This window comes from Streptomyces sp. NBC_00490 (assembly GCF_036013645.1).
GTDB classification, from domain to species: Bacteria; Actinomycetota; Actinomycetes; order Streptomycetales; family Streptomycetaceae; genus Streptomyces; species Streptomyces canus_F.
The window spans coordinates 1,943,556-1,968,826 of the sequence record NZ_CP107869.1; the positions used below are offsets into that span (position 1 = coordinate 1,943,556).

Sequence of the window (25,271 nt, forward strand, 5' to 3'; positions counted from 1 at the left end):
CGCGCACCGCCCGCGCTCACCCTGACCCACACACCGACCTCTGCGCCCCGCCGCCGACCCGGGACGCGGACCTGCCCAAGGCTCTACCCCCGGCGGGCCGCGGCCGCCGCGCCCACGGTCCCGGTCTCGCGCGCCACCGCGATGATCCGGGCCCGCAGAAGTTCCGCACAGCGCCGCATGTTCTTGTCGGCGACCGGTGTGTCCGGCAGTCGGCAGGCGAACTGCAGGCCTTCGGGGACCCGGGTGACCCACGCGCAGACCTGGTCGCCGTAGGACACCCTGATCAGCCCGTACGCCTTCAGCTCCTGCCAGCGTGCGGCACCGGGGATGTCGCGGGAGTCGACGTACGAGAGGATCGAGTACAGGTCCGGTGAGGTGGGCCGGAAGTCCGCGCCCAGCAGGCGTAGGACGCGGGCCAGGGGCATCCGGGACAGCGCCCGGGTGTCGCGCAGCGCGGCGCGGACCAGTTCCAGGGCGGCGTCGAAGTCCACGGCCCGCTCCACCGGGATCTCGACGGGCGCCCCGCCCACGTACCAGCCGACCGACTCGGCCCAGCGGGACTTGACCCGGGTGTGGAAGGGCACGACGGTGCGGTACACGCTCAGGCCGCTGATCTCGCGGGCGGCGAGCGCGACGGCCGCGACGATCCCGACCAGACTGCCGCCGTAGGGACGGCAGTACGCCTCGAAGGCCGCCGCGTCCGCGGCGTCCACGAGCATCTCCTGGACGAACCTCTGCTCGGGCAGCGGGCCTTCGGGATCCAGGCCGAGGTCGACGGGGAAGTTGGGCAGCCTGCCGTCGCAGCGCCCGATGAACTCCCGCCAGCGGCCGACGACCTGGTGGGTGTCGTCGATCCGGTCGGCGTCCGAGCGTTCGTCGGCGCAGAAGTCGACGTAGCTGGCGACCGGTTCGGGCACGACGATGCGCCCTTCGAGGCCGGCCGCGTACAGCTCGTGGATCTCGGCGGTGATGCGGTGGATCGAGTACGCGTCCACGTTGCTGTGGTCGAACGCCATGTACACACTCGCCCCGTCGTCCCGTACGACGGCCGTGAACAGGAAGTTGGGCCAGGTGAGCGCGTCGGCTGCGACGTCGAAACGGTCCTGCAGGTACCGGGTCAGCGTCACCGCGTCCGCGAATTCTCCGATGTCCTCGCGGTGCAGGGCGACGGCGTCGGAGTCGAGGGTGAAGCGCCGCATCTCGTCGCCGGCCCATCGGAACCCGCTGCGCAGCGTCTCGTGCCGCAGCATCCAGGCCTCCAACGCGCCCTGCAAAACGTCGAGTTCGACGCGTCCGGGGATGTCGAAGGCGGTACCGAGCCAGGTCGGCACGAACAGCCCGTCCTCCCGCACCGTCCGTGCCGTGCGGATGTGGGACTCCTGGACGTACGCCGGTGGCCTCGCGTCGTCCGGCAACGCCCGCGCCGCGCCCACCGACGCGGGATGCAGGGTCCACTCCACGAGCCTTCCGGGCCGGATCTCGCACCGCTGGAGGTCGGTCATGCGCACAGGGCTCTCCGATCATCGCTCACCGCGTGGAGGGATCAACGAGCGGACGGGCCCGAAGCAACGCGACTGGAGGCTGACGCTCCGGTACTCCGGCCGTTGTGGGGATGGTGTTCGCACCGGCTCGCGGCAAGGATGCTCCCTCGCCCGGCACTTCCCGTCGTACGACATCGGCGCACCGAGGACCGGAGGGCCTCCCGATGGGATCACACGCAGCACCGCACGGCCGTAAGCGCGCTCTGCTGGCGTCCATGGGGCTCGTGCTCCTGGCCGCCGTCCTCGGCATCCCCCGTGCCGACGGGGCAGCGGGGGAAGCCGGTGCGGCCGACGCCTGCCGCGCCACCGGCACCGAACTGCCCCGCGGCGACTGCGGGCCGTTCTGGCAGGTCCTCGCCGAGGACTTCAACGGTGACCGGGTGCCGCTGGGCGGGTTCAGCGACTGCGACCACGCCGTCGACACCTCCGCCGCGTACTGCGGGGGCCTGCGCGGTGCGTACCGCGACAACTGGTGGGCCTATCCGACCGGTTGGCGTGACACGGCCAATGACCGCGGCCGGCAGGTCGTGGGTGTCTACCACCCGGAGGACACCGTGAGCGTGGGTCCCGCGGAGAACGGCGACGGCAGGATGTTCATCCGTATGTGGCGGCCCGCCGACGGGGGTCCCGTGCACGCTGCGGCGGTGGTACCTCGTGCCGTCATGCAGATGAGGTACGGCAAGTACAGCGCCCGTATCAAGGTGACCGAACTCGCCCCGGGCTACAAGTCGGCCTGGCTGCACTACGGCGGAGGCTGCGAGATGGACCACCCCGAGGGCGAGTGGACCGGCGATCTCACGGCCTTCCACCATCCGTGCGGCGGGGGTGAACAGGGCTACTTCCCGGGGAGCGAGGAGTGGACACGGTGGCACACGGTCTCCACCGAGTGGACGCCCGGCCATGTGCGCTTCTTCGTGGACGGCCGGCAGGTGGGGCACGACACCCGCGAGGTTCCCCGGCAGCCCCTGTCCTGGGTGCTCCAGAACGAGAGCGCCCTGCAAGGCCCCGGCGCGGCTCCGGGCAGCAGCGCCCAGCTCGACATCACCTGGGTCGCCGCGTACGCCTACGACTGGAAGTGACCCGCACGAGCCTGCCCGGCCGAGGTGTCCGCGCCTTGCCCGCCTCCGTTGGCTCAGGCCTTCTCGTCGAAGCTGGCGAAGTACGCGGCGGCCATGTCCTCGTCGCCGTGGCCCTGCGCGGCGGCACGCTCCAGGCGCTCCGCGCTCGCGGCGGCCACGTCGAGCCGGACGCCGCCTCGCTCGCCGGCCTCGACGATCAGCCGGGCGTCCTTGGCGGCGGTCGACACGGCGAACTGGGGCGGGGACAGCTTGTCGTCGAGGATCAGCGCGGACTTGGCGCGCAGGTAGCCCATGTCCAGCGGGCCGCCCGCGATGGCGTCGAAGAAGTTCTGCGGGTCGACGTCGAGCGCCTTCGCCAGGGCCAGGACCTCGCCCATCGCGTTGGTGGTCGCGATGACCCAGCTGTTGGCGACCAGCTTCAGCCGGGTGGCGCTGCCTTCGGCGCCGTCCTCGCCGGTCCACACCGTGCGGGCGCCGACGGCGTCGAGGACCGGCGTCACCTTGTGCCGTCCGTCCACCGGCCCCGCGGCGAGCACGAGGAGCTGTCCGGCCTCGGCGGGCCGGCGGGTGCCGAGCACGGGGGCGTCGTAGAAGACGAGGTCCTGCTCGCGGGCGAAGGCGGCCAGGTCGGCGACGCCCTCGATACCGGCGGTGGTGGACTGCACCCAGGCGGTGCCGGGGCGCAGCGCGGAAGCTGCCTGCCGCATGACGTCGAGGACGGCGGGACCGTCGTAGAGCATGGTCAGGACGACGTCGGCGCCCCCGACGGCCTCGGCGGGGGTGCAGGCGACGGCGATGCCGTCGGCGGCGAGCGGTTCGGCCTTGGCGCGGCTGCGGTTCCAGGCGCGGACGGTGTGTCCGGCGCGGGCGAGGTTGCGGGCCATGGCGGCACCCATGATTCCGGTGCCGAGGACGCTCACGGTGAGCTGGTCGGTCATGACGTCACCTTCCCTGGGGGTGGGGACCCGAGCATAGGGTTCGGACGCTCGTCGACCGGGACGCCGTGACGGTGGTGAACGCCCTCGTGCCGCGGGGCCCTGGCCGGTCACCTGCCTGCCGGGCCCGAGGGGGACCCGGGTCGTACGAGCCCGGTCTGGTAGGCGATCACCACGAGTTGCGCGCGGTCGCGGGCGCCCAGCTTCGTCAGGGCGCGCTGGATACCGGAGCGGCTTCCTGGACCGGAGCAGCCGGAATCGGAGCATGCGGGACAGGCGCGGGCGGCTACGACGTCTCCACGGTCGGGCAGCGGCGTCTGGCATCATTGCGGCCCGATCGTGCGGTCAACCGGGGGACACCATGAAGCGAGGCACAGGACGGAGCGGCAGCTCCGCGGCGCCGAACGGTGTGGATGTGGCGCGTCTGGCCGGGGTCTCCCAGAAGACGGTGTCGCGAGTCTTCAACGAAGAGCCCTACGTCTCCGCCGAGGTACGCAGACGCGTCCTCGAAGCCGCGGAACAGCTCGGCTACCGGCGCAACAACGCCGCCCGGGCACTGGCGTCGGGACGGACCCGTTCGATCGGCGTGATCACGCTGGGCACCGCCCTGTACGGGCCCGCTTCCCTCCTCATGGGCGTCGAACGGGTCGTCCGGGACACGGGGTACGCGCTGCGCGTGGTCAACACGATGGAGGGCGACCCGGCCGGGCTCGCCGGTGCCGTGGACTCGCTCCTCGACCAGGGCGTGGACGGCATCGTCATCTCCGAGCCGATCGACGAGCCGGGCGACGGCGAAGCCGGACCCCTCCGCGTCGACGTCCCGGTCCTGGTGATCGGCGCTCCGCCGCCGCCTCTCAGCTCCCCGGCGGTGCTGACCGCGGGCGGGGGCGCCGATCTGATGGCCCGTGCCGCCACCGAACACCTGCTGGGGCTGGGTCATGTGACGGTCCATCATCTGGCGGGCCCGCAGCGGTGGTTCGCCGCCCGGGACCGGCTGGAGGGATGGCGGACCACTCTGGTCTCGCACGGGAGGGACGTGCCCCCCGTCGTCGAGGGCGACTGGTCGGCCGCGTCCGGGTACGCGGCGGGCCGCGCGTTCGCCCAGGACCCCGAGGTCACCGCCGTGTTCGCCGCCAACGACGACATGGCGATCGGGCTGGTCCGCGCCCTGACGGAGGCCGGGCGGCACGTGCCCGGCGACGTCAGCGTGGTGGGCTTCGACGACGTTCCGGTCGCCGCCTACGTCACTCCGCCCCTGACCACGGTGCGGCAGCCCTTCGACGCCGTGGCACAGGAGGGGCTCAAGCGTCTGGTGCACGCCATCGAGAACCCGGACGCCGACCCCCTGCCGGCGAGCGCCCCGCCGGTCGACCTCGTCGTCCGCGCCTCGACGGCTCCCCCGCCCCCGGCCGTCACCGGGAGGTCCGGGAAGTCCGGGAGGTGAGAATGCGCGATTGTCCGCGGCATCCCGGGGAACACGGTGGCCGATGAGGTCACCGAGGTCACCGCGCCGCCCGGCGAGGACGCCACCGTCCCGAGGTGATCCGGCGGATCGAGGACCACGACCGAAAGGCCCAGCTGTGCAATCCGTCCTCGGTCTCGCGCTCGAGTGTGTCGTCGGCGCCCTCGCGAAGACCACCGGCCCGTCCGGAGTGACCCTGCACCGGTCACCGGAGGCGGGGCGCGCCCAGCTGGCCGACGAGGCCTTCGCATTCAACAGTGCCGTGCCCTCGGGTGTCCGGTTCGACCTGCTCACCGACGCCACCGACATCGAGCTGGATGTCCGGCTGACCGTGGTCCTGCCGCCGGGCATGCCCGCCGGCGGCGCTGTCTTCGACCTGGTGGTCGACGGCGAACTGCGCGAACCGGTCGTGGCCACACGACAGTCCCTGCTCTTCCTCGACCCCGTCTCCGGGGACCAGGAGAGCCGGCCGGCCGAACCCGCCACCGTCCGCTTCCCTCTCGGCCCCGATGCCCGTGAGCGCCATGTCGAGATCTGGCTCCCTGTCGCCTCGAGGCTCGAACTGCTCGACGTACGCGTGCCGGACGGGGCGTCGGTGCGGGCGGCTCCCGCGAGCGGCCCGCTGTGGGTGCATCACGGCAGCTCGATCAGCCAGTGCGCGGAGGCGGACCGGCCGACCGGGACCTGGCCGGCGATCGTCGCCCACTCCGCGGGGCTGTCCCTGCTCAACCTCGCCCTGGGCGGGCAGTGCCATCTCGACCCCTTCATGGCCCGCGCCATCCGGGACCTGCCCGCGGACACGATCAGTCTGGAACTCGGCATCAACGTCCTGAACGCCGACAGCATGCGGGAGCGCACCTTCGTCCCGGCCTTCCACGGTTTCCTCGACACGATCCGTGACGCGCACCCGGACACCCCGATCCTGATCATCACCCCCATCGTCTGCCCGGCCGCCGAAAACCGGCCCGGCCCCACCCTCGTGGGCCCCGACCTGCGCGTGCACACCGTCGACCGCCCCGTCGAACTCTCCCTGGGGGCGCTCACCCTCACCCGCATCCGCGAGCTGCTCGCCCACCACGTCGAACAGCGCCGCAAGGACGGCGACGACCGACTCCGGCTCATCGACGGAACGGCGTTGTTCGGGCCCGAGGACATCGCCGACCTCCCGGACGGTCTGCATCCGAACGCGGCCGGCTACGCCCGCATGGCCGAGCGCTTCCTGCCCCTGTCGTTCGGCGAGCCCCTTCCCGCCGTTCGGCGGCGTCCCGGTGGTGGCAGCGCCCCCGCCCCGGCAGCGGAGCCCGCCCGACCGGCCTCGGCGTGACTCCACCCTGTCGCCCGGCACCCTCCGCCTTGACATCCCGGCCCTGCGCAAGAAGGCTGACCGACCAGTCGGTATGAAGGAGTCGGCCGTGACCGAGCTGAGCATCCCCACCCCCGCGGGCACCTTCGACGCCACCGTGGCGGGCCCGCCGGACGGCCGTCCGGTACTGCTCCTGCACGGCTTCCCGCAGACGAGGGCGGCGTGGCGGCACCAGATCGCGGCACTGGCCGCGCACGGCCACCGCGTGGTCGCACCCGACCAGCGCGGCTACTCCCCCGGGGTCCGCCCCGAGCGGCCCGAGGACTATCGCGTCGACATCCTGGTCGACGACGTCGTCGCGATCACGGAGCGGCTGGGCTGGACGACGTTCGACCTGGTCGGCCACGACTGGGGAGGCGCGGTGGCCTGGTGGACCGCCGACACCCATCCCGCCCGCGTACGCACGCTGACGGTCGTCTCGACCCCGCATCCCGGCGCCCTCGCCCACGCCCTGCGCACCGACGACGACCAGCGCGCACGGTCGCGCTACATGATCGACTGGCGTGAGACTCCCGCCACCGAGAACGAGATGCTGGCCCATGACGCCGAGAAGCTGCGTGCCTTCTACGCCGGGAAGGTCCCCCAGTCCAGTGCCGAGGCCTACGTACGGCATCTGTCCCGGCCCGGCGCCCTCACGGCGGCGCTGAACTGGTACCGGGCCGGCCGCCCCGAACGCGCCATCGACGTCATCGACGTACCCACGCTGTACGTCTGGAGCACGGCGGACCTCGCGTTCGGACCGGTGGCCGCGCGGGAGACCGCGCGGTGGGTCAAGGAGCCGTACCGGTTCGAGACCCTGCGAGACGTCAGTCACTGGATCCCCGAGGAGGCAGCCGAGTCGCTGAACCGTCTGCTGCTCGAACACCTCCGGACGACCGACTGACCCCTCGGTTTCCAGGTCGGCCGACGACCGCCTACCCCCGCCGGGCGCGGCCGGGCACACTGAGGCCGCGTCCCGCCGCCACCGCGCCCTGAGCACTCGCGCACGCATCACGGCGCCGGAGCACCGCGCACGGAAGTACGGCACGCCCGACGACCGTTCGGGCCTGCCGCGAACCCGGCCCATCGACCTCGGGGAGACTTCGGTGATCAGAGCACGCCGTACCACCACCAGACGTCCACGGCTGATCGCCTCGGTGCTGAGCCTGCTCGTCGTGACCGCGCTCGCGGTGTCCGACGCCGGCGCGGCCACGGAGCCCACGGCCGGCGCCGCGCCCTCGGCCACCTCGGTCTCCGACGTGGCCTCGGCCGTCGGTTCCCTGGGAATCGCGGGGACGAGCTGGGCCGTCGACGAGCGGACCGGGACGTTACGGGTGCTCGCCGACTCCACGGTCACGGAGGCCGGCCTGGCCCAACTGCGGCGCACCACCGGGCGTTTCCCGGGCGCCGTGCGCCTGGAACGGCTCGACGGCCCGCTCCGCACCCTCCTCTCGGGCGGCGACGGCATCTACACATCAGCCTGGCGCTGTTCGGCCGGGGTCAACGTGCAGAGCGGATCCACCTACTACTTCGTCACCGCGGGCCACTGCACCGACGGCGCGACCACCTGGTACACGAGCTCCGCCCAGACCACGCCGATCGGTTCCACCACCGCCACCAGCTTCCCCGGCAACGACTTCGGTGTCGTCCGGTACTCCAACCCGGCCGTACCGCACCCCGGCACCATCGGTTCCGTCGACATCACGGGGACCGCGACCGCCTATGTCGGCCAGTCCGTCTGCCGCCGGGGAGCGACCACCGGCGTCCGCTGCGGCAGGGTCACCGCGCTCAACGCGACCGTCAACTACGGGAGCGGAGACATCGTCTACGGCCTGATCCAGACCAACATCTGCGCCGAACCCGGCGACAGCGGCGGCCCGCTCTACGCCGGCGACAAGGTCCTCGGCATCCTCTCCGGCGGCTCCGGCAACTGCACCTCGGGCGGGACCACGTTCTACCAGCCCATCCAGGAAGCGCTGAGCGCGTACGGGTTGTCGGTGTACTGACGGCGACGCGGTCGGTGCCGAACCGCCGCGCGTGAGCCGATCGGGCCATGGCTGACTCGCGCCCTTCTCGCTCGGCTCTGGACTGCCCAGACTGCCCATCAGGGACGGCAGGGGGAGGCGGGGATGGCTGCTCGGCGTGGACGGGGCGCAGCTGCTCGGAGGAGGCGGAAGGCTCGGCTGAAGTCGGCCGTGATCGGCGGCGGTGTGCTGCTGGCCCTCCTGGTGGCGTACTGGTCGGCCGTGTGGCCGTATGTCACGGCGGCTCTGCTGCTCGGGGGCATCGGGGCGCTCGGCTGGTGGCTGTGGCGCACGGACCGGCTGGTGCGCGCACGGGACCGTCGTTGGCGACAGGACGAGGAGGTGAAGGCCGGCCGCCGGAGCCTCGCCGAGGTGGATGCCATGACGGGCACGGAGTTCGAGGAACTGGTGGCGGGCCTGTGCCGCCGTGACGGGTGCACGGAGGTCCGGCGGGTGGGTGGTTCGCACGACAACGGTGCTGACGTCCTCGGGCGTCTCCCGGACGGCCGGACCATGGTGGTCCAATGCAAGCGGTACGCCCCGAGCAGCACCATCGCGAGCCGGGAGTTGCGCGATCTGCTGGGAGCCAGAGTGCACTTCCGGGCAGAGGTGGCCGTGTTCGTGACGACTACGCGCTTCAGTCGTCCCTCGGAGAAGTTCGCGGTGGAGCACGGCATCCTCGCCGTGCACCGGGATCACCTCGGATTGTGGAACAACGGCGCTTCCCTCTTGTCGTTGAGCGGCGTGAACGGCCATGGACAGGGGGATTCCCGCCACCGGGCGCGCTGGAAGCAGGCGTACGGCAAGTGACCGACAGGGCAGTCCCGAGCAGCCTCGTGATCAGGACCTCACCCAAGGAATGACAGACGGACCTTCCTGTCCGGGTTGTCGCGATTCGTATCCACCAGGCACACCGACTGCCACGTCCCCAGTTCCAGCCGTCCGTCCACCACCGGCAGTGTCGCGTGCGGTGGTACGAACGCGGGGAGGACGTGGTCGCGGCCGTGGCCGGGGCTGCCGTGGCGGTGCTGCCAGCGGTCGTCGGAGGGGAGGAGGGTGTGCAGGGCGGCGAGGAGGTCGTTGTCGCTGCCGGCGCCCGTCTCGATGATCGCGATGCCCGCGGTGGCATGCGGGACGAAGATGTTGAGGAGGCCGTCGCGGCCGGTGGCCGCCTCCCGCAGGAACGCCTCGCAGTCGGCGGTCAGGTCGACGACCCGCTCCGTCGAGCCGGAGGTGATGTTCAGGACCTGGGTGGTGAACGCATCTGACATACACCCATCCTCACCCATTCGCCCGGTGCCGCGAGCGACCGGTCGCCCGACCGTTGATACGGGCGGTCCACTCCGCGAGACGCCATTGACCATGGCCACGCCATCTGGCTACTTTCGGCGGCATGTTGCGTTCAGCTCTGCTCACCACGCGCGGTCACATCGACCTGCTGCGGGTGGCCTCCGCCGCGTGTCGCCGCGGCTGCTGACGCCCCTTTTCGCACCCCCTCGCGCCTGCGCTCCGCTCTGCCCGCACGTCTGATCCGCGCGCACCCCCTCACCCCGGTGCGCGCCTGAGACGACGGCGCACGGTCGCGGCCCCCCAACTCCCCCCACTTTCCCTCATCGGCCGCTCTCCCCTCCGTGGAGCACTCATGAGCATCAGCCATGCCCCGCCACACCCCCACGAACCCGATATTTCCGTCAAGTCCGAGGCGGGCGACGCCCCTCTCGACCTCGAACCCATCGTCCCCGCCTCCTCCCGACGCACCCGCGTCCCCCGCTGGCTGCGCCGCACCACCGGCCCGGTCCTCCTGCTGGCGCTCTGGCAACTCCTCAGCGCCACAGGCGTGCTGGCCTCCGACGTACTCGCCTCACCGGGCCGGATCGCGCAGGTCGCGAGCGATCTGATCGCCGACGGCTCGCTGGCCTCCGCCATGACCATCTCCCTCCAGCGCGTCGCCGTCGGTCTGCTCCTCGGCACCCTCGTCGGCACCGGACTCGCCCTCGTCTCGGGCCTGTTCCGGATCGGCGAGGACCTCGTGGACGCCCCTGTCCAGATGCTGCGGACCGTGCCGTTCGTCGGTCTCATCCCGCTGTTCATCATCTGGTTCGGCATCGGCGAGGCGCCCAAGGTCGCGATCATCACGCTCGGCGTGACCTTCCCGCTCTACCTCAATGTCTACGCCGGTATCCGCGGTGTCGACGCCCAGCTGATCGAGGCGGGCGAGTCCCTCGGCCTCTCGCGATGGGGGCTGGTGCGGCACGTCGTCCTGCCGGGAGCACTGCCCGGCGCCCTGACCGGTCTGCGCTACTCCCTCGGCATCGCCTGGCTGGCGCTGGTCTTCGCCGAGCAGGTCAACGCGGACTCCGGGATCGGCTTCCTCATGGTCCAGGCACGGGACTTCCTGCGGACCGACGTGATCGTGGTCTGCCTGATCGTCTACGCCTTCCTCGGCCTGTTCGCCGACTTCATCGTCCGCTCCCTCGAAAGGCTGCTGCTGCAATGGCGACCGACGTTCACCGGCCGGTGACCACCAAGGGGCCGGACACGCCCCCGGCTCCCCGCGTCCCGTACGCGGTCCGCGTCGAGGGGCTGACCCGCTCCTTCGACGGCCGCGCCGTCATCGACGACCTCGAACTCGACGTCCGGCCCGGCGAGTTCGTGGCCCTTCTCGGCCGCAGCGGCTGTGGCAAGTCCACCCTGCTGCGCATCCTCGCGGGCCTCGACCGCGAGATCGAGGGCACCGTCCTGGTGCCGCGCCGCAAGGCCGTCGCCTTCCAGGCACCCCGGCTGATGCCGTGGAAGAAGGTGTGGCGCAACGTCCTGCTCGGACTGCCGGGCAAGCCCGCACGGACCGTCGCCGACAAGGCCTTGGACGAGGTCGGACTGGGCCACCGCTCGGACGCCTGGCCCAAGACCCTCTCCGGCGGCGAGGCCCAACGCGCCTCGCTGGCCCGGGCGTTGGTCCGCGAGCCCGATCTCCTGCTGCTCGACGAGCCGTTCGGCGCGCTCGACGCACTCACCCGGATCAAGGCCCAGCGCCTGGTGGGCGAGTTGTGGCAGCGCCGAGGCTGCGCCGTGCTGCTCGTCACGCACGACGTCGAGGAGGCCGTCCTGCTCGCCGACCGTGTCCTGGTGATGGACGACGGGGTCATCGCCCACGAACAGCGCATCGACCTCGACCGCCCGCGCGACATCACCGACCCCCGCTTCGCGGAGTTGCGCGCCGGCCTCCTGGAACGCCTGGGCGTCGACACCGCCGCCGAAGCCGCCTGAAACCCCCCACGACCACAGCGACACCACAGAACGGAACCCCCATGCGACGACGCCTCGCCCCCGCCGCACTGCTCCTCCCCCTCGCCCTCCTGCTCACCGCCTGCGGCGGCAACGCGACCGCCGGAACGGGGACCGGCACCGACGGCCAGGGCTCCCTCACCCTCGAGGTCGGTGACCAGAAGGGGGGTTCGGAGGCGATCCTGCGGGCCGCGGGCGAACTGAAGAACCTCGACTACAAGATCAAGTGGTCGACGTTCACCTCCGGCCCGCCCCTGCTGGAGGCCGTCAACGCCAAGGCCGTCGACATCGGAGGCGTCGGCAACACCCCGCCGGTGTTCGCCGCCGGAGCCGGCTCCAGGATCAAGGTCGTGGCCGCCTTCCACGGCACGTCCAAGGGTGACGCCATCCTCGTACCGAACGGCTCGAAGCTGACGAAGGCCGAGCAGCTCAAGGGCAGGTCGGTCGCCGTGGCCCAGGGTTCCTCCGCCAACTACCAGTTGGTCGCCTCCCTCAAGGAGGCCGGTCTGAGTCTGAGCGACGTCAAGGTCAAGTACCTCCAGCCGGCCGACGCGCTGGCCGCGTTCACCTCCGGCAAGGTCGACGCGTGGGCGGTCTGGGACCCGTACACGTCCCAGATCCTCGAGGGCGAGCAGGGCCGCGTCCTCACCACCGGCGACGGCATCACCAACGGCCTCACCTTCCAGGTGGCGGCGCCGAGCGCACTGGGGGACAAGAAGAAGGCCGCCGCGATCAGGGACTACCTGGAGCGGCTGCGCCGGGCGACGGCGTGGGTCCACGGCCATCAGAAGGAGTGGGCCGAGGTGTGGGCGAAGGACACCGGTCTGCCGTACGAGGTGGCGCTGGCGTCGGTGCAGCGCACCAACGCCAGCCGGATCTCGGTCGCGGTCGACAAGCCGCTCATCGCCTCCGAGCAGGAGATCGCGGACGCCTTCACCGAGCTGAAGCTGATCCCGCACAAGGTCGACTTCGCGGACTACGTGGACACGCGTTTCAACGCGGATCTGCCGCCGTCCACGACCCCCGCGCGCGGCGAGAAGTCGTAGGCCGGCCGCCGGGAAGATCTGCGACCCCGGCACAGTTGGTAGAAACGTGAACAACATCGAGGTCGTCGTCATAGGCGCTGGTCAGGCTGGTCTGTCCAGCGCCTATCACCTGCGCCGGACCGGTTTCGAGCCCGAGCGCGACTTCGTCGTCCTGGACCACTCCCCCGGCCCGGGCGGGGCCTGGCAGTTCCGGTGGCCCTCGCTGACGTACGGCAAGGTGCACGGGATGCACGCCCTGCCGGGCATGGAGCTCACCGACGCCGATCCCGCGCGCGCGTCCTCCGAGGTGATCGCCGAGTACTTCGACAGTTACGAGCGCGCCTTCGACCTGCGGGTGCGGCGGCCCGTCGATGTGCACGCGGTGCGGGAGGGCGCGGACGGGCGCCTCCTGGTGGAGACCTCGGCCGGGACGTGGGCGACACGGGCGCTGATCAACGCGACCGGCACCTGGGACCGGCCCTTCTGGCCGCGCTATCCCGGCCAGGAGACGTTCCGGGGGCGGCAGTTGCACACCGCGCAGTACCCGGGGCCCGAGGAGTTCGCGGGGCAGCGGGTCCTCGTGGTGGGCGGGGGCGCGTCGGGCACCCAGCACCTGCTGGAGATCGCCCCGTTCGCGGCCTCCACCATCTGGGTCACGCGGCGTCCGCCGGTCTTCCGCGAGGGCCCGTTCACCGAGGAGATCGGCCGGGAGGCCGTGGCGCTCGTCGAGGAACGGGTGCGGCAGGGGCTGCCGCCGCGGAGTGTGGCCTCGGTGACCGGGCTGCCCCTCAACGACGCGATCCGGCAGGGCATCGAGGACGGGGTCCTGGACCGGCAGCCCATGTTCGACCGGATCACTCCGGACGGGGTGGAGTGGAACGACGGGCGGCGTACGGACGTCGACGTCATCCTGTGGGCGACCGGATTCCGGCCCGCCGTCGATCATCTGAGGCCGCTGAAGCTGCGCGAGCCGGGTGGTGGGATCCGCGTCGAGGGGACGCGCGCGGTCGCCGACCCCCGTATCCACCTCGTCGGTTACGGCCCGTCGGCCAGCACCATCGGCGCCAACCGGGCGGGCCGCGCGGCCGTACGGGACATCAGGCGGCTGCTGGAAGGGGAAACAGTCGCCGCCTGAGGCCCCGCAGGGTCACTTCGGCGGCTGCTGCGACGCGGACGAACCGCCGCTCTTCTGCTGGGCGTTGAACTCGGCCACGTTACGCAGGTGCTCCTGGTAGTCGGCCGTGAAGCGGGTGTCGCCCGGCTTGACCGTGACGAAGTACAGCCAGTCACCGGGCGTCGGGGTGATCGCCGCACGCACGGCCTCCTCGCCCGGGTTGTCGATCGGGGTCGGGGGCAGGCCCATGCGCTGGTACGAGTTGTAGGGACTGTCGATGCGCGTGTCCGCCTCGCTCGTCCTGAGCGTGGAGCGGCCGAGCGCGTAGTTGATGGTGGAGTCCATCTGGAGCGGCATCCCGCGCTCGAGGCGGTTGAAGATGACCCGGGCCACCTTGCCCATGTCGGCCTTGGTGGCGGCCTCGGCCTGGACGATGCTCGCGATGGTGACGGCCTGGTAGACGTTCATGGCGTTGCGCTGGGCCCCGGCGGCGATCGGGGTGCCGTTGAACTTCTGGTGGGCCGTGTCGGCCATGAACGTCAGCAGCGCCTCGGGCGTGGTCTTGTCGTTCAGCGGATACGTCGCCGGGAAGAGGTAGCCCTCCGGATTGCCCTCGGCGTCGGTCGGCAGCTTCAGGTTCGCCTTGGCGAGGGCCTTCTTGGTGGTGCCGGCCGGGCGGGCGAGGACCTTGTCGACGGCGTCGTAGACCTGGCTCGCGCGCCAGCCCTCAGGGATCACCAGCGAAGTGGGCTTGGCGTCCTTGTCGCTGTCCAGGCCCAGCAGCGGCACCGCCACGGCGGTGCCGGCCACGACGGCCCCGGTCGCGATGAGGACGAGGCGGCCCCGGCGGGTCAGTCGAATCGAGCTCCGTGACGGAGTGTTCTGGTACATGCGGGCACGGTAACCCCCATATCGTTACAAACCCGGCATATTTTCAGCTTGTCGGTTCCAGTTGAGCATCCCGGCGTACGAGGGCGGCGTACCGTCCGTCCTTCTCCAGCAGTTCCTCGTGCGTGCCGCGCTCGGCCACGCTCCCGGAGTCCAGGACCACGATCTGGTCGGCGTTGCGGACGGTGGACAGCCGGTGCGCGATGGTGAGCGTGGTGCGGTTGGCGGACAGGGCGTCGATGGCGTCCTGGACGGCCGCTTCGGTACGGGTGTCCAGGGCACTGGTCGCCTCGTCCAGGATCAGGACCGGCGGGTCGCGCAGGATCGTCCGGGCGATGGCCAGGCGCTGTTTCTCGCCACCGGAGAAGCGGTGGCCGCGCTCGCCGACGACCGTGTCGTAGCCGTCGGGCAGAGCGGCGATGTGCTCGTGGATCTGGGCCGCCCGCGCCGCCGCGTGCAGTTCCTCGTCGGTGGCGTCGGGCTTGGCGAAGCGCAGGTTGTCGGCGACGGTGGCGTGGAAGAGGTACGTCTCCTGGGAGACGACGCCGACCGCGCGGGCGAGCGTGTCGAAGTCGAGGTCGCGCACGTCGATCCCGTCGAGGGTGACGCGGCCGCCCGTCACGTCGTACAGCCGCGGGACCAGGTGGCCGAGCGTCGACTTTCCGGCGCCGGTCGGGCCGACGACCGCGAGGCTGCCGCCCGCGGGGACGGTGATGTCGATGCCGTCGAGGATGGGGGCGCTCTTGCCGTCGTAGCCGAACTCGACGTCCTCGAAGCGGACCTCGCCCTTGATGGTGTCGAGGTGGACCGGGCGCTCCCGCTCGGTGATGTCGATCGGCAGGTCGAGGTACTCGAAGATGCGCTGGAAGAGCGCGAGCGAGGCCTGGATCTGGACGCCGGTGCCGAGCAGGCTGACCGCCGGGCGGAACAGTCCCTGCTGGAGCGAGACGAAGGCGACGATCGTGCCGATCGAGACGTCCGGGCCGCCCATCTGGAGGGCGAGGCCCGCGGTCCAGTAGATGACGGCGGGCATCGCGGCCATGACGATCGTGATGACGGCCATGCGCCAGCGGCCGGCCATGCTCGCGCGGACCTCGAGGTCGACCAGGCGCTCGGACTCGTCCGAGAAGGACTGGGTGAGCGAGTCGGAGCGGCCCATGGTGCGGCCGAGGAGGATGCCGCTGACCGAGAGGGACTCGGTGACCGTGGCGGCCATCGCGGCCATCTGCTTCTGGCGCTGGGTGGTGATCTTCTTGCGCTCGTTGCCGACGCGGCGGCTGATCCACACGAAGACCGGCAGCAGAAGCAGGGAGACGACGGTCAGACGCCAGTCGAGGGCGAGCATCGCGACGATCGTGGCGACCACGCTCGTGACGTTGGAGACCAGCGAGGTGGCGGTGGAGGTGACGGTCGCCTGCATGCCGCCGATGTCGTTGGCGATGCGGGACTGGACCTCGCCGGTGCGGGTGCGCGTGAAGAACGCGAGCGACATCCGCTGGAGGCGGTCGTAGACGGCGGTGCGCAGGTCGTGCATGACGCGCTGGCCGACCGTCGTGGAGATCAGGGTCTGCAGGACGCCGAAGACGCTGGTCAGCACGGCGCTGAGGATCATGCCGAGCGCGAGCAGACTGAGCAGGCCGGTGCGGCCCTCGGGGATCGCTACGTCCAGCGTCTCCTTCAGCATGAAAGGAGTGGCGACCGAGACCAGCGACGCGGCGCCGACCAGGAGGCCGACCACGGCCAGCCGGCTGCGGTAGGGGCGGAACAGCTTCAGGATGCGGCGCACCTGGCGGGGCTGCTCCTCGGAGTCGCCGGGCGACGGCCTGGCGGGTTCGTTGTCGGGGTGCATGGGCTCCTTCGGGAGACTCGTCGTGAGGGACTCACGGACCTTAGCTCATTGTTACCTATACTCACAATGAACATGGTCCTGTTATTGTTCCCGTATGACCACCCCCGATTCCGACGGCCCGCTCGCCGAGCAGCTGCTGCGGTTCACGCGGCGCGTGCACCGGATCCAGAAGCGGCACATCGAGCAGAGCGGCCTGGGTGTCACTCCTGCCCAGTCGCGACTGCTGCGCACCCTCGCGCACTACGGCTCGCCGCCGCGCATGGCCGATCTGGCCGAGCGTCTGGAGGTCGTGCCGCGCGCGGTGACGTCGCTGGTCGACGGTCTCGAGACGAGCGGCAAGGTGCGACGGGTGCCGGATCCGACGAACCGGCGGGTCATCCGGATCGAGCTCACGGACGACGGACACAAGGCGCTGCGCGAGCTGCGGGGGGCTCGGAGGTCGGCGGCGGCCGAGATCCTGGCGCCGCTGACGGAGGAGCAGCGCGAGGTGCTGGGCGGGTTGCTGGACACCTTGGTGGACGGGGCCGTGCCCGAGCCGGGGAAGCGCTGTTGAGGGCATGCTGTTGAGGGCATGAAAAGAAGGGCCGCGGCTGGTCGCCGCGACCCTCTTTTTTCGTGCAGTTGCCGTCAACTGGCTTCGGAGGCGGTCTCCTTGGCCTTCTGAGTGGGTACCGCGGCGATCGGCTTCTCGGCGTCTTCCGGCTCGAGGGCGGGGTCAGTGGCGGGCTCGGGGTCGGGCTTCCCTTCGTCCAGCACCCTCTTCGCCTTCTCCAGGTCCAGCGCGCCCTCCCAGCGGGACACCGCGAAGACGGCGACACAGTTGCCGAGCAGGTTGGTCACGACGCGCATCGAGTCCATGATGCGGTCCACGCCCAGCAGCAGGGCGACGGCGCCGGCCGGGATCGCGCCCAGCGAGGAGGCGGTCGCGGACAGGGCGAGGAAGGCCGAGCCGGGGATGCCCGCCATGCCCTTGCTGGTCAGCATCAGCACCAGGACCACGGTGATCTGCTGGCCGAGGCTGAGGTCGACGCCGACGGCCTGGGCGATGAACAGCGTGCCTATGGACAGGTAGAGCGAGGCGCCGTCGAGGTTGAAGGAGTAGCCGGTCGGCAGCACCAGACCGACGGCGTCGTCGCGGGCGCCGGCCTTGCGCAGCTTCTGCATCACACGCGGCATGACGGACTCGGTGGACGCCGTGCCGAGCGCGAGCAGCATCTCCTCGCGGATGTAGCGCAGGAACTTCCAGAGGCTGAGCCCGGTGACCATCTTGAGGGCGACGGCGAGCAGCGCGATGAAGAGCGCGGCGGCCGCGTAGCACAGGATGATCAGCTTGGCGTAGGTCTCGATGACCCCGAGGCCGTACTGGCCGATCAGGACGGCCATCGCGCCGAACACCGCGATCGGGGCGAGGCGCATGATGAAGCCGACGACCGCGAAGATGATCTCCTGGGCTTGCTCGATGGCGGGCAGCACCTTCGGCACCTTGGTGTGGCCGAGGTGGAGCAGCGCGGCGCCCACCAGACAGGCCAGGATGAGCACCTGGAGGAGCTCGTTCTCGGCGAAGGCGCCGATGAAACTGGTGGGGATCGCGTTGACGACGAACTCGGTCGTCGAGGGCAGCGAGCCGCCGCCGGTCTTCGCGTCGACCGCCGCGCTGTTCAGCGTGGACGGGTCGACGTTCATCCCCGAGCCGGGCTGGACAAGGTTGGCCGCGAGGAGGCCGATGATCAGGGCCAGTGTGCTCGCGACCTCGAACCAGATGAGGGCCTTGAGCCCGATCCGGCCGAAGGCCTTGAGGTCACCGGCCTTGGCGATACCGACGACGACCACGCAGAACACGAGCGGCGAGATGATCGTCTTGATGAGCCGGGTGAAGCCGTCGCCGAGCGGCTGGAGGTCGGAGGCGAAGTCGGGCCAGAGCTTTCCGACAACGATGCCGAGGACCAGCGCGACGGCGACCTGGGCGAAGAGTGAGGTACGCAGTATGCGTGCGACGCGTCGCGGCAGGGACGGGACGGACGGCGGCACGGGCACTCCTTGGGGGACGTCGGTGCACAGAGGCCCCGAGGGGACGTCGGAGACTTCTGCGATACGGAAAGCGGCTTCCGTGGCGATCACTTTGAAGGCGCCGTTGATCTCCCGCGAAACCGCCGTGTTTCCGCCGCGTAAATCACGTCCTTGAGTGACGCATCGCACACAACTGCCTTCAGCAGCCTCGACGATCCTCGGTGAGCACCCCCTGAACACTGGTCAGGGAGCGGTCATAACAGCCCTCCGGTCCGTACAGCCGGTAGCGCTCGCTCGTCGTGCCGACCGCGTGCCGCTGGTCGCGCGGCACGTTGACGGTCCAGGTGGCGTCGCCGGTGTAGGTGTCGTCGAGCCGCGACCACGCCGTTCGGCGGCTGTCGCGCGTGACGGTGACCGCCGCCCGGTCGCCGAGCGTCAGCACGGTCCGCAGCCGGTCGTCCGCACCGAGCGTGGTGGTGCCGTCCATGGTGTACGTCCGATGCGTACGCGTGGTGCGGGCGGGGCCCCGTCCGTCGACGGTGACCGACTCGTCGTCCGCCCAGGTGGCCTGGAGCGCGTCGACGTTCTCGCCGTCGGTCCAGCGGTGGGTGGAGGTGTTGCTGAGCGCGCGCCGGACGGTGGTGGTCACCCGGCCGTGCGAGGTGTCGACGTATCCGGCGACGGTGAGCCGGTGCGCGCCCTCGGTGTCCAGACGGTGCTCCGAACCGGGGCTGTACGTCGAGGAGTTGGTGAGGTCACCGACGGTGTGCGTGGTGAGCTTGCCGGTGACCCGTGTGCTCTTCGCGTCCTGCCAGACCAGGACGTTCACGGGGGCGCTCCATCCGGTCTGTCCCTCGGGGACGCCGACGACGTCGACCTCAATGCGGTGGGGGCGGCCGTCGTTGAGCATCCCGGCGAACGGCGTCAGGTCGTATTCGATCGGCTTGACGTCGAAGGCGCGCGGTCCCGGAACGACGTACCAGAGGAAGGGGTTGGACCAGCCACCGGTCCACACGTGCGGGAACGGCGCGGCGATCCCGGCGAGCCGGCCGTCGACCTTGATCTGCACCTCGCGGTAGGGGCCGCCCGACGCCTTGCAGGAGTACGGCGCCTCGTCGGGCACCGTCAGGTACCAGTACTCCTCGCAGCCGCCGCCGGATCCGGTGGCGTACACCTCGGCGACGATGCGTTCGCTGTTGCGCGGGGTGGTGATCGTGCCGTCGGTCGGGGTGAGGACCCGGTCGGGGGTCGCGGCGGGGCGGCCGGCGTAGAACGTCAGGGTGACCTTGACGTCGATGATGCCGGTGTACGTGTCGTCGACGACGTTCCCGATGAGCATCTCGACGTCGTGGCCGGCGCGGAAGGTGTCGCTGTAGCGCGTGACGTCCTTCTCGACCGACCACTCGATCCCGTCGGGCGACGGCTGCGGGGTCGACGTACGGAGGATCTCGATCCCGCCGACGTGCAGATAGCCGAGCCGGTCGTACTGACGCCCCTTCACCTTGCCGTCCATCCGCAGCACGACCTTGCTCCAGCGGTCGCCGCAGCCCTCGGGCGGGGTGTAAGTGCCCTTGTACGGCGTGAAGTCACGGAACCGCGCCTCGGCGAGCGTGACGTCGCAGGACCTGCCGGAGGGCCTGGTGACGGGCGGGGCGGCGGTGACGGGGTCGTGCCAGTCGGAGCCGAACTCGGCGGGGACGTCGGCGGATTGAGCGGGCGTGCCGCTCGAGCGGACGAGCGCGTCGGTCGACTGGGCGGGGGTCGCCCCGAGGAGGGTGCTCGCCAGGAGGGTCGCTCCGGCGAGCATGGACATGATGATCCGTCTCTTCATGGCCGGTGTTCTACGGCGAGTCGGGTGCCTTCCGCAATGAGGCCTCCCCCGCGAGTGCTAGCTCGCCAGGCCGTCCCTGTCCCCCATCACCACCACAGGATGCCGGTCCGGGTCGAGCGTGCGCAGCAGGTACCGCATCGCCGAACCGGACAGGCTGACGCAGGCGGACGTACCGCTGCCGTGGTCCATGTGCAGCCAGATACCGCCGCCCTTGGCGTCGCCGCCGGGCCGGGTGGGGTCGTTCGGCGGGGTGCCTTTGACCCGGTTGTAGTCGATGGCGATGACGTAGTCGAAGTCGTGCCAGTGGGACTCGGCCCACCAGCGCGGGGCCGCGAAGGCGGCGGAGCGGGTGTAGGGGAGTTTCGAGCCGGGGTCCTCCAGGACGCCGCCCGCGTCGGAGAGGGTGAACACGCCGACAGGGCTGCGCTTGTCGCCCTCGCGATGGTCGGTGGTCCAGCCCTTCTTGCCGTTGTGCGCGGGCCAACTGCGGGTGCGCTCCCAGGCGGAGCCGTGCTTCGTGTAGAGAACGACCGTGGAATCCGGCGAGTTCCTGCCGTCGCCGTAGACCGCGACGATCTGGCGGGAGTCGTCGGGGACGCGGTGCCGGAAGCGGTCGCCGATGCCCGGGACGCCGGTGGGCGCTGCGGCGGGGGCGGCGGCCGTAGGTCTCGCCGCGGGTTTCTCCGGTTCGGTCCGGGGGCTCGCGCAGGCGGCCAGGGCCGCCAGGAGGATCCCGCAGGCCACCGCACGTCGTCCATCGCTCGCCACCCCGCCATGGTCGCATCCGCCCGACCGGAAAACCGTTTGCCTCCGACCCCGCGATGACGCGAACCTTTCACGGTTTGCTACCGCCGTCCGCGGTCCCCCCCACCCCCCTGACACGAGCCACTGGGACGTCATCCGTCATGCAGATTCACGACCTTCCGTATCCCGACCCGGGTGTGCCGGACGCGCGCTCGGGTCCCCGGTTCCTGTGGTGGCTCTTCAGGAATCAGCTGGGCGGCCAACTCAGGTCCCTGGCCTGGGGACTGGTGCACTTCGTGTCCGTCTCCGCCCTGCCGTTCTGTGTGGGCCTCGCCGTACAGGCCGTGGTCGACCGGTCCGGCAGCCGGCTCGCCCTCGCGGGCGGGCTGCTGGCACTGGCCTGCGCCGGCACAGCGATCGGCGACACCTTCCTGCACCGCACCGCCATCACCAACTGGATCACCGCCGCCGCCCGCGTCCAGCAACTGCTGGCCCGCAAGGCCTCCTCGCTGGGCTCGGGGCTCACCCGACGGGTCTCGGCCGGCGAGGTCGTGGCCGTCTCCACGGGCGACATCGAGAAGATCGGCTGGTTCGTGGAGGCCGTCTCCCGGTTCACCGCCGCGGCGCTCACCGTCGTGATCGTCTGCGTGGGCCTGGTGGTCTACCAGCCGGCACTCGGCGTCGTGGTCGCCGTGGGTCTGCCGGTGCTGGCGGTCGCCGTCCTGCCGCTGCTGCCCCGCGCCACCCGGCGCGCCGACTTCCAGCGGGAGAAGGCGGGCCGTGCCACCGAGCTGGCCTCGGACACGGTGGCCGGACTGCGGGTGCTGCGCGGCATCGGCGGCGAGGAGCTCTTCCTCGACCGCTACCGCAGCGCCTCGCAGGAGGTGCGCCACGCCGCCGTCCGCAGCGCCCGCATGTGGTCCCTGATCTCCGCGATCCAGGTGCTGCTGCCGGGACTGCTGCTGATCGCGGTCGTCTGGCACGGCGTCGGACTGGCCCGCGAGGGCCGGATCACCCTCGGTGAACTCGTCGCCACCTACAGCTCGGTCATGATCCTCACCTATCCGCTGCGGCACTTCGAGGAGATCGCCATGGCGTACTCCTTCTCGCGTCCCTCGGCCCGCCGGGCCGCGCGGGTGCTGTCGCTGGAGCGTGCCACGTCCGAGGAGGGCTCGCTGGCCGGTGACCCGCCGTCCGGAGACCTGTACGACCCGGCGACCGGTGTGCTCGCGCCGTCCGGCCGGCTCACGGCCGTGGTGTGCGGCGACCCGGACGCGGCGGGCCTGCTGGCGGAACGCCTCGGCGGCCACCCCTCCGAAGGGGGGACGTCCGTGCTGCTGGGCGGGGTGCCGCTGGACGAGCTGCCGCTCTCGGTCGCGCGGACGGCCGTCCTCGTCCAGGACAAGGACCCGGTCCTGCTGTCCGGCACCCTGCGCGAGCTGCTCGACGTGCCCGCCTCGGGTGACATCGACCCGAGGGAGGCGCTGACGGCGGCGCAGTGCGACGACGTCCTCGCCGCGCTCGTGCAGGGCTCGCTCGGCACCGAGGACCCGCTGGACGCCCGGATCACCGAACGCGGACGCTCCCTGTCGGGCGGCCAGCGCCAGCGGCTCGCCCTGGCCCGGTCGCTGATCACGGACCCGGACGTGCTGGTCCTGGACGAGCCGACCTCCGCCGTCGACTCGCACACCGAGGCCCGGATCGCCGAGGGCGTCCGGAACCTGCGCTCCGGTCGTACGACCGTGGTCTTCACCTCGTCGCCGCTGCTCCTGGACCGTGCGGACCGGGTCGTGCTGGTGCACGAGGGCGAGGTCGTGGCCGTGGGCGTGCACCGCGAACTGGTGCACAAGGAACCCCGGTACCGCGCGGTCGTGACCCGCGAGACCCCATCCACCGACGACGCCCTGACAGGCGTACTGGAAGAGATCGAGGAGACGGCATGATCGGCGTGGCGCCACCGGCGTACGATCCGGCGGCCCCGACGACGGCGAACACCCTGCCCGTCGGGGGCTCCGCGACCGTGCGCGCGTACGTGACCGAACTGTTCCGCCGGCACCGCCGTGCCTTCCTGGTCCTGATCGCCGTCAACACGGTGTCCGTGCTGGCGTCGATGGTGGGGCCGTGGCTGCTCGGCGGGCTCGTGGAGCGGGTCTCGGAAGAGGCTCGTGAACTTCATCTGGAGCTGACCGCCGGGCTGTTCGTGCTCGCGCTCGTCGCCCAGGCCGTGTTCGTGCAGCAGGTACGGCTGCGCGGCGCGATGCTCGGCGAGCGGATGCTGGCCGACCTGCGCGAGGACTTCCTCGTGCGGTCGGTCGGGCTGCCGCCGGGTGTCCTGGAGCGGGCCGGGACGGGTGATCTGCTGTCCCGGATCACGACCGACATCGACCGGCTGGCCAATGCGATGCGCGAGGCCGTGCCCCAGCTGTCGATCGGTGTGGTGTGGGTCGTCCTGCTGCTCGGCGGGCTCGTCGTCACCGCGCCGCCGCTGGCCGCCGCCGTGCTGCTCGCCCTGCCGGTGCTGGTGGTCGGCTGCCGCTGGTACTTCAAGCGGGCGCCGTCCGCCTACCGCTCGGAGGCCGCCGGGTACGCGGCCGTCGCCGCCGCGCTCGCCGAGACCGTGGACGCCGGTCACACCGTCGAGGCGCATCGCCTCGGCGCGCGCCGCGTCGAACTGTCGGAGCGGCGGATCAAGGAGTGGACGGCGTGGGAGCGCTACACGCTCTATCTGCGGTCGGTGCTCTTCCCGTTCATCAACGTCACCCACGTGCTGATCCTCTCCTCGGTCCTGATGGTCGGCGGTGTGTTCGTCCTGCACGGCTGGATCGACGTCGGTCAGCTGACGACCGGTGCGCTGATCGCGCAGATGCTCGTCGACCCGGTCGGGCTGATCCTGCGCTGGTACGACGAGCTCCAGGTGGCCCAGGTGTCGCTGGCCCGGCTGGTCGGTGTCCGGGACGTCGAGCCGGACGCCGGCGACGACTCGGTGCGTCCCGACGGGCGCGAGGTGCACGCGGACCGGGTGCACTTCGGCTACCTCGAGGGCGTGGACGTGCTGCGCAAGGTGTCCCTGGAGGTCGCCCCCGGCACCCGGCTGGCGCTGGTCGGCCCGTCCGGGGCGGGCAAGTCCACCCTGGGCAGGCTGCTCGCGGGGATCTACGCGCCCCGGAACGGCCGGATCACCCTGGGCGGTGCGGAACTGTCCCGGATGCCGGCCGAGCGGGTCCGCTCGCACGTGGCCCTGGTGAACCAGGAGCACCACGTCTTCGTTGGCTCGCTCCGCGACAACCTGCTCCTGGCCCGTACCTCCGCCGTCGAGGCGGAACTGTGGGCGGCGCTGGGCGCGGTCGACGCGGACGGCTGGGCGCGGGCCCTGGACGAGGGGCTGGACACGGAGGTCGGCTCGGGCGGTCTGGCCCTCACCCCGGCCCAGGCGCAGCAGATCGCGCTGGCCCGCCTGGTCCTGGCCGACCCGCACACGCTGGTCCTCGACGAGGCGACGTCCCTGCTGGACCCGCGCGCGGCCCGGCATCTGGAGCGGTCCCTGGCCCGTGTCCTCGACGGCCGCACGGTGGTCGCCATCGCCCACCGTCTGCACACCGCCCATGACGCGGATGTCATCGCGGTCGTGGAGAACGGCCGCATCAGCGAGCTGGGCAGCCATGACGAGCTGGTGGCGGCGGACGGGGCGTACGCGTCGCTGTGGAGGTCGTGGCACAGCTGACACCGCGGCCCGGCCGGTCTCGGGAGCCGTCGTACTCCGGTGCGGCGGCTCCCCGGCCGTTCGGTGGGCGTGCACGCCCTCGCGTCACCGTCCGGCGAGGGGTCGGGGCGCGGCCCGGGCGGTGCGAGCCGCGCGACCGATCCGGTGACGGAGTTGCGGTCCGCCGGCTCCGGGGGCTGTGCGCCGCTCCGGTGCGGGGCAGCGGACCGTCCCCGGGCCTCGGGGCCTCCGCCGACCTGGTCAGGCGTGGCTCGTCCCGGTGGACCGGGCCCGTCACCGACCAGGCACGACGTGACCCGAACCCGGTGCCGCGCGGCCCGTCCGCGCGCCGTGCCGTTGCGCCGGGGTGAAAAGGGGTGGAAGGCTGGAGAGCGGCACCGGTTCGGGGAGCGTCCGGAAACCACGCGTTTCGCGCCGGACGCAG

Annotated in this window: 22 protein-coding genes and 1 pseudogene; 14 read left to right on the forward strand and 9 right to left on the reverse strand. The window is 71.4% G+C overall.

Annotated elements, in window-relative coordinates:
- Positions 1 to 83: 83 nt before the first annotated feature.
- Positions 84 to 1,508, reverse strand: coding sequence for a condensation domain-containing protein (locus OG381_RS08690; RefSeq protein ID WP_327715547.1), 1,425 nt, complete (start codon positions 1,506 to 1,508; stop codon positions 84 to 86).
- Positions 1,509 to 1,705: 197 nt separating this feature from the next.
- On the opposite strand from OG381_RS08690, the gene OG381_RS08695 reads away from it, so the two are divergent.
- Complete coding sequence (locus OG381_RS08695; RefSeq protein WP_327715548.1) at positions 1,706 to 2,620, forward strand: glycoside hydrolase family 16 protein; 915 nt, start codon at positions 1,706 to 1,708, stop codon at positions 2,618 to 2,620.
- A gap of 53 nt (positions 2,621 to 2,673) precedes the next feature.
- On the opposite strand, the gene OG381_RS08700 is transcribed toward OG381_RS08695, so the two are convergent.
- Both OG381_RS08700 and OG381_RS08705 read right to left on the reverse strand, forming a co-directional pair.
- Positions 2,674 to 3,558, reverse strand: a complete 885-nt coding sequence (locus tag OG381_RS08700) for an NAD(P)-dependent oxidoreductase (protein WP_327715549.1) — start codon at positions 3,556 to 3,558, stop codon at positions 2,674 to 2,676.
- A gap of 107 nt (positions 3,559 to 3,665) precedes the next feature.
- A pseudogene (locus tag OG381_RS08705) lies at positions 3,666 to 3,788 on the reverse strand (DNA-binding response regulator); the annotation flags it as partial.
- Positions 3,789 to 3,916: 128 nt separating this feature from the next.
- Here OG381_RS08705 and OG381_RS08710 point away from each other — a divergent pair.
- The 5 genes from OG381_RS08710 (at position 3,917) to OG381_RS08730 (ending at position 9,193) form a co-directional block, all read left to right on the forward strand.
- Positions 3,917 to 4,999, forward strand: coding sequence for a LacI family DNA-binding transcriptional regulator (locus OG381_RS08710; protein WP_327715550.1), 1,083 nt, complete (start codon positions 3,917 to 3,919; stop codon positions 4,997 to 4,999).
- Between the two features lie 136 nt (positions 5,000 to 5,135).
- Complete coding sequence (locus OG381_RS08715; RefSeq protein WP_327715551.1) at positions 5,136 to 6,341, forward strand: GDSL-type esterase/lipase family protein; 1,206 nt, start codon at positions 5,136 to 5,138, stop codon at positions 6,339 to 6,341.
- An 88-nt stretch (positions 6,342 to 6,429) separates the two neighbouring features.
- Positions 6,430 to 7,263 carry an alpha/beta fold hydrolase gene (locus OG381_RS08720; protein WP_327715552.1) on the forward strand — a complete coding sequence of 278 codons (834 nt, stop codon included), beginning with the start codon at positions 6,430 to 6,432 and terminating at the stop codon, positions 7,261 to 7,263.
- Positions 7,264 to 7,468: 205 nt separating this feature from the next.
- Entirely contained in the window at positions 7,469 to 8,365 is an 897-nt protein-coding gene (locus tag OG381_RS08725) for a S1 family peptidase (protein WP_443062028.1), read from the forward strand.
- Between the two features lie 189 nt (positions 8,366 to 8,554).
- A complete protein-coding gene (locus OG381_RS08730; protein WP_327715554.1) occupies positions 8,555 to 9,193 on the forward strand; it encodes a restriction endonuclease in 639 nt (212 codons plus the stop codon).
- A gap of 38 nt (positions 9,194 to 9,231) precedes the next feature.
- Here the strand turns inward: OG381_RS08730 and OG381_RS08735 are convergent, their stop codons facing one another.
- Positions 9,232 to 9,654: a secondary thiamine-phosphate synthase enzyme YjbQ gene (locus OG381_RS08735; RefSeq protein ID WP_327715555.1), complete on the reverse strand. Its 423-nt coding sequence runs from the start codon at positions 9,652 to 9,654 to the stop codon at positions 9,232 to 9,234.
- Between the two features lie 122 nt (positions 9,655 to 9,776).
- On the opposite strand from OG381_RS08735, the gene OG381_RS49620 reads away from it, so the two are divergent.
- The 5 genes from OG381_RS49620 (at position 9,777) to OG381_RS08755 (ending at position 13,828) form a co-directional block, all read left to right on the forward strand.
- A complete protein-coding gene (locus tag OG381_RS49620) occupies positions 9,777 to 9,860 on the forward strand; it encodes a putative leader peptide (protein WP_349817350.1) in 84 nt (27 codons plus the stop codon).
- Between the two features lie 165 nt (positions 9,861 to 10,025).
- Positions 10,026 to 10,904 carry an ABC transporter permease gene (locus OG381_RS08740; protein ID WP_327715556.1) on the forward strand — a complete coding sequence of 293 codons (879 nt, stop codon included), beginning with the start codon at positions 10,026 to 10,028 and terminating at the stop codon, positions 10,902 to 10,904.
- Positions 10,877 to 11,650 carry an ABC transporter ATP-binding protein gene (locus tag OG381_RS08745; protein ID WP_327715557.1) on the forward strand — a complete coding sequence of 258 codons (774 nt, stop codon included), beginning with the start codon at positions 10,877 to 10,879 and terminating at the stop codon, positions 11,648 to 11,650. The genes OG381_RS08740 and OG381_RS08745 overlap by 28 nt, the downstream gene beginning before the upstream one ends.
- Positions 11,651 to 11,691: 41 nt before the next feature.
- Complete coding sequence (locus OG381_RS08750) at positions 11,692 to 12,714, forward strand: ABC transporter substrate-binding protein (protein WP_327715558.1); 1,023 nt, start codon at positions 11,692 to 11,694, stop codon at positions 12,712 to 12,714.
- Positions 12,715 to 12,760: 46 nt separating this feature from the next.
- Positions 12,761 to 13,828 carry an NAD(P)-binding domain-containing protein gene (locus OG381_RS08755; RefSeq protein ID WP_327715559.1) on the forward strand — a complete coding sequence of 356 codons (1,068 nt, stop codon included), beginning with the start codon at positions 12,761 to 12,763 and terminating at the stop codon, positions 13,826 to 13,828.
- 12 nt (positions 13,829 to 13,840) lie between these two features.
- On the opposite strand, the gene mltG is transcribed toward OG381_RS08755, so the two are convergent.
- Together mltG and OG381_RS08765 are read right to left on the reverse strand one after the other, a co-directional pair.
- Positions 13,841 to 14,698 (reverse strand): endolytic transglycosylase MltG, encoded by an 858-nt coding sequence (gene mltG, locus OG381_RS08760; protein ID WP_327715560.1) that lies wholly within the window; start codon positions 14,696 to 14,698, stop codon positions 13,841 to 13,843.
- A 43-nt stretch (positions 14,699 to 14,741) separates the two neighbouring features.
- Positions 14,742 to 16,544 (reverse strand): ABC transporter ATP-binding protein, encoded by a 1,803-nt coding sequence (locus OG381_RS08765; protein WP_327715561.1) that lies wholly within the window; start codon positions 16,542 to 16,544, stop codon positions 14,742 to 14,744.
- A 94-nt stretch (positions 16,545 to 16,638) separates the two neighbouring features.
- On the opposite strand from OG381_RS08765, the gene OG381_RS08770 reads away from it, so the two are divergent.
- On the forward strand, positions 16,639 to 17,097 hold the full coding sequence (locus OG381_RS08770; protein WP_307033922.1) for a MarR family winged helix-turn-helix transcriptional regulator: 459 nt from the start codon (positions 16,639 to 16,641) through the stop codon (positions 17,095 to 17,097).
- A gap of 74 nt (positions 17,098 to 17,171) precedes the next feature.
- On the opposite strand, the gene OG381_RS08775 is transcribed toward OG381_RS08770, so the two are convergent.
- The 3 genes from OG381_RS08775 to OG381_RS08785 form a co-directional block, all read right to left on the reverse strand.
- On the reverse strand, positions 17,172 to 18,572 hold the full coding sequence (locus OG381_RS08775) for a cation:dicarboxylate symporter family transporter (RefSeq protein WP_327715562.1): 1,401 nt from the start codon (positions 18,570 to 18,572) through the stop codon (positions 17,172 to 17,174).
- Positions 18,573 to 18,750: 178 nt separating this feature from the next.
- Positions 18,751 to 20,382 carry a peptide-N4-asparagine amidase gene (locus OG381_RS08780; RefSeq protein ID WP_327715563.1) on the reverse strand — a complete coding sequence of 544 codons (1,632 nt, stop codon included), beginning with the start codon at positions 20,380 to 20,382 and terminating at the stop codon, positions 18,751 to 18,753.
- A gap of 57 nt (positions 20,383 to 20,439) precedes the next feature.
- The gene (locus OG381_RS08785) at positions 20,440 to 21,150 is read right to left on the reverse strand and encodes a hypothetical protein (RefSeq protein ID WP_327715564.1); all 711 of its coding nucleotides are present in this window, start codon (positions 21,148 to 21,150) and stop codon (positions 20,440 to 20,442) included.
- A gap of 137 nt (positions 21,151 to 21,287) precedes the next feature.
- Between OG381_RS08785 and OG381_RS08790 the strand changes: the two genes are divergently transcribed.
- A complete protein-coding gene (locus OG381_RS08790) occupies positions 21,288 to 23,069 on the forward strand; it encodes an ABC transporter ATP-binding protein (protein WP_327715565.1) in 1,782 nt (593 codons plus the stop codon).
- On the forward strand, positions 23,066 to 24,847 hold the full coding sequence (locus tag OG381_RS08795; RefSeq protein ID WP_327715566.1) for an ABC transporter ATP-binding protein: 1,782 nt from the start codon (positions 23,066 to 23,068) through the stop codon (positions 24,845 to 24,847). Before OG381_RS08790 ends, OG381_RS08795 begins: the two co-directional genes overlap by 4 nt.
- The last annotated feature ends 424 nt before the right edge of the window (positions 24,848 to 25,271 follow it).

Coding starts and splice junctions, on each gene's coding strand:
- OG381_RS08695 (WP_327715548.1), top strand. CDS start 1,706: ATGGGATCACACGCAGCACCGCACGGCCGTAAGCGCGCTCTGCTGGCG.
- OG381_RS08700 (WP_327715549.1), bottom strand. CDS start 3,558: ATGACCGACCAGCTCACCGTGAGCGTCCTCGGCACCGGAATCATGGGT.
- OG381_RS08710 (WP_327715550.1), top strand. CDS start 3,917: ATGAAGCGAGGCACAGGACGGAGCGGCAGCTCCGCGGCGCCGAACGGT.
- OG381_RS08735 (WP_327715555.1), bottom strand. CDS start 9,654: ATGTCAGATGCGTTCACCACCCAGGTCCTGAACATCACCTCCGGCTCG.
- OG381_RS49620 (WP_349817350.1), top strand. CDS start 9,777: ATGTTGCGTTCAGCTCTGCTCACCACGCGCGGTCACATCGACCTGCTG.
- OG381_RS08740 (WP_327715556.1), top strand. CDS start 10,026: ATGAGCATCAGCCATGCCCCGCCACACCCCCACGAACCCGATATTTCC.
- OG381_RS08745 (WP_327715557.1), top strand. CDS start 10,877: ATGGCGACCGACGTTCACCGGCCGGTGACCACCAAGGGGCCGGACACG.
- OG381_RS08750 (WP_327715558.1), top strand. CDS start 11,692: ATGCGACGACGCCTCGCCCCCGCCGCACTGCTCCTCCCCCTCGCCCTC.
- mltG (WP_327715560.1), bottom strand. CDS start 14,698: ATGTACCAGAACACTCCGTCACGGAGCTCGATTCGACTGACCCGCCGG.
- OG381_RS08765 (WP_327715561.1), bottom strand. CDS start 16,544: ATGCACCCCGACAACGAACCCGCCAGGCCGTCGCCCGGCGACTCCGAG.
- OG381_RS08770 (WP_307033922.1), top strand. CDS start 16,639: ATGACCACCCCCGATTCCGACGGCCCGCTCGCCGAGCAGCTGCTGCGG.
- OG381_RS08780 (WP_327715563.1), bottom strand. CDS start 20,382: ATGAAGAGACGGATCATCATGTCCATGCTCGCCGGAGCGACCCTCCTG.
- OG381_RS08790 (WP_327715565.1), top strand. CDS start 21,288: ATGCAGATTCACGACCTTCCGTATCCCGACCCGGGTGTGCCGGACGCG.
- OG381_RS08795 (WP_327715566.1), top strand. CDS start 23,066: ATGATCGGCGTGGCGCCACCGGCGTACGATCCGGCGGCCCCGACGACG.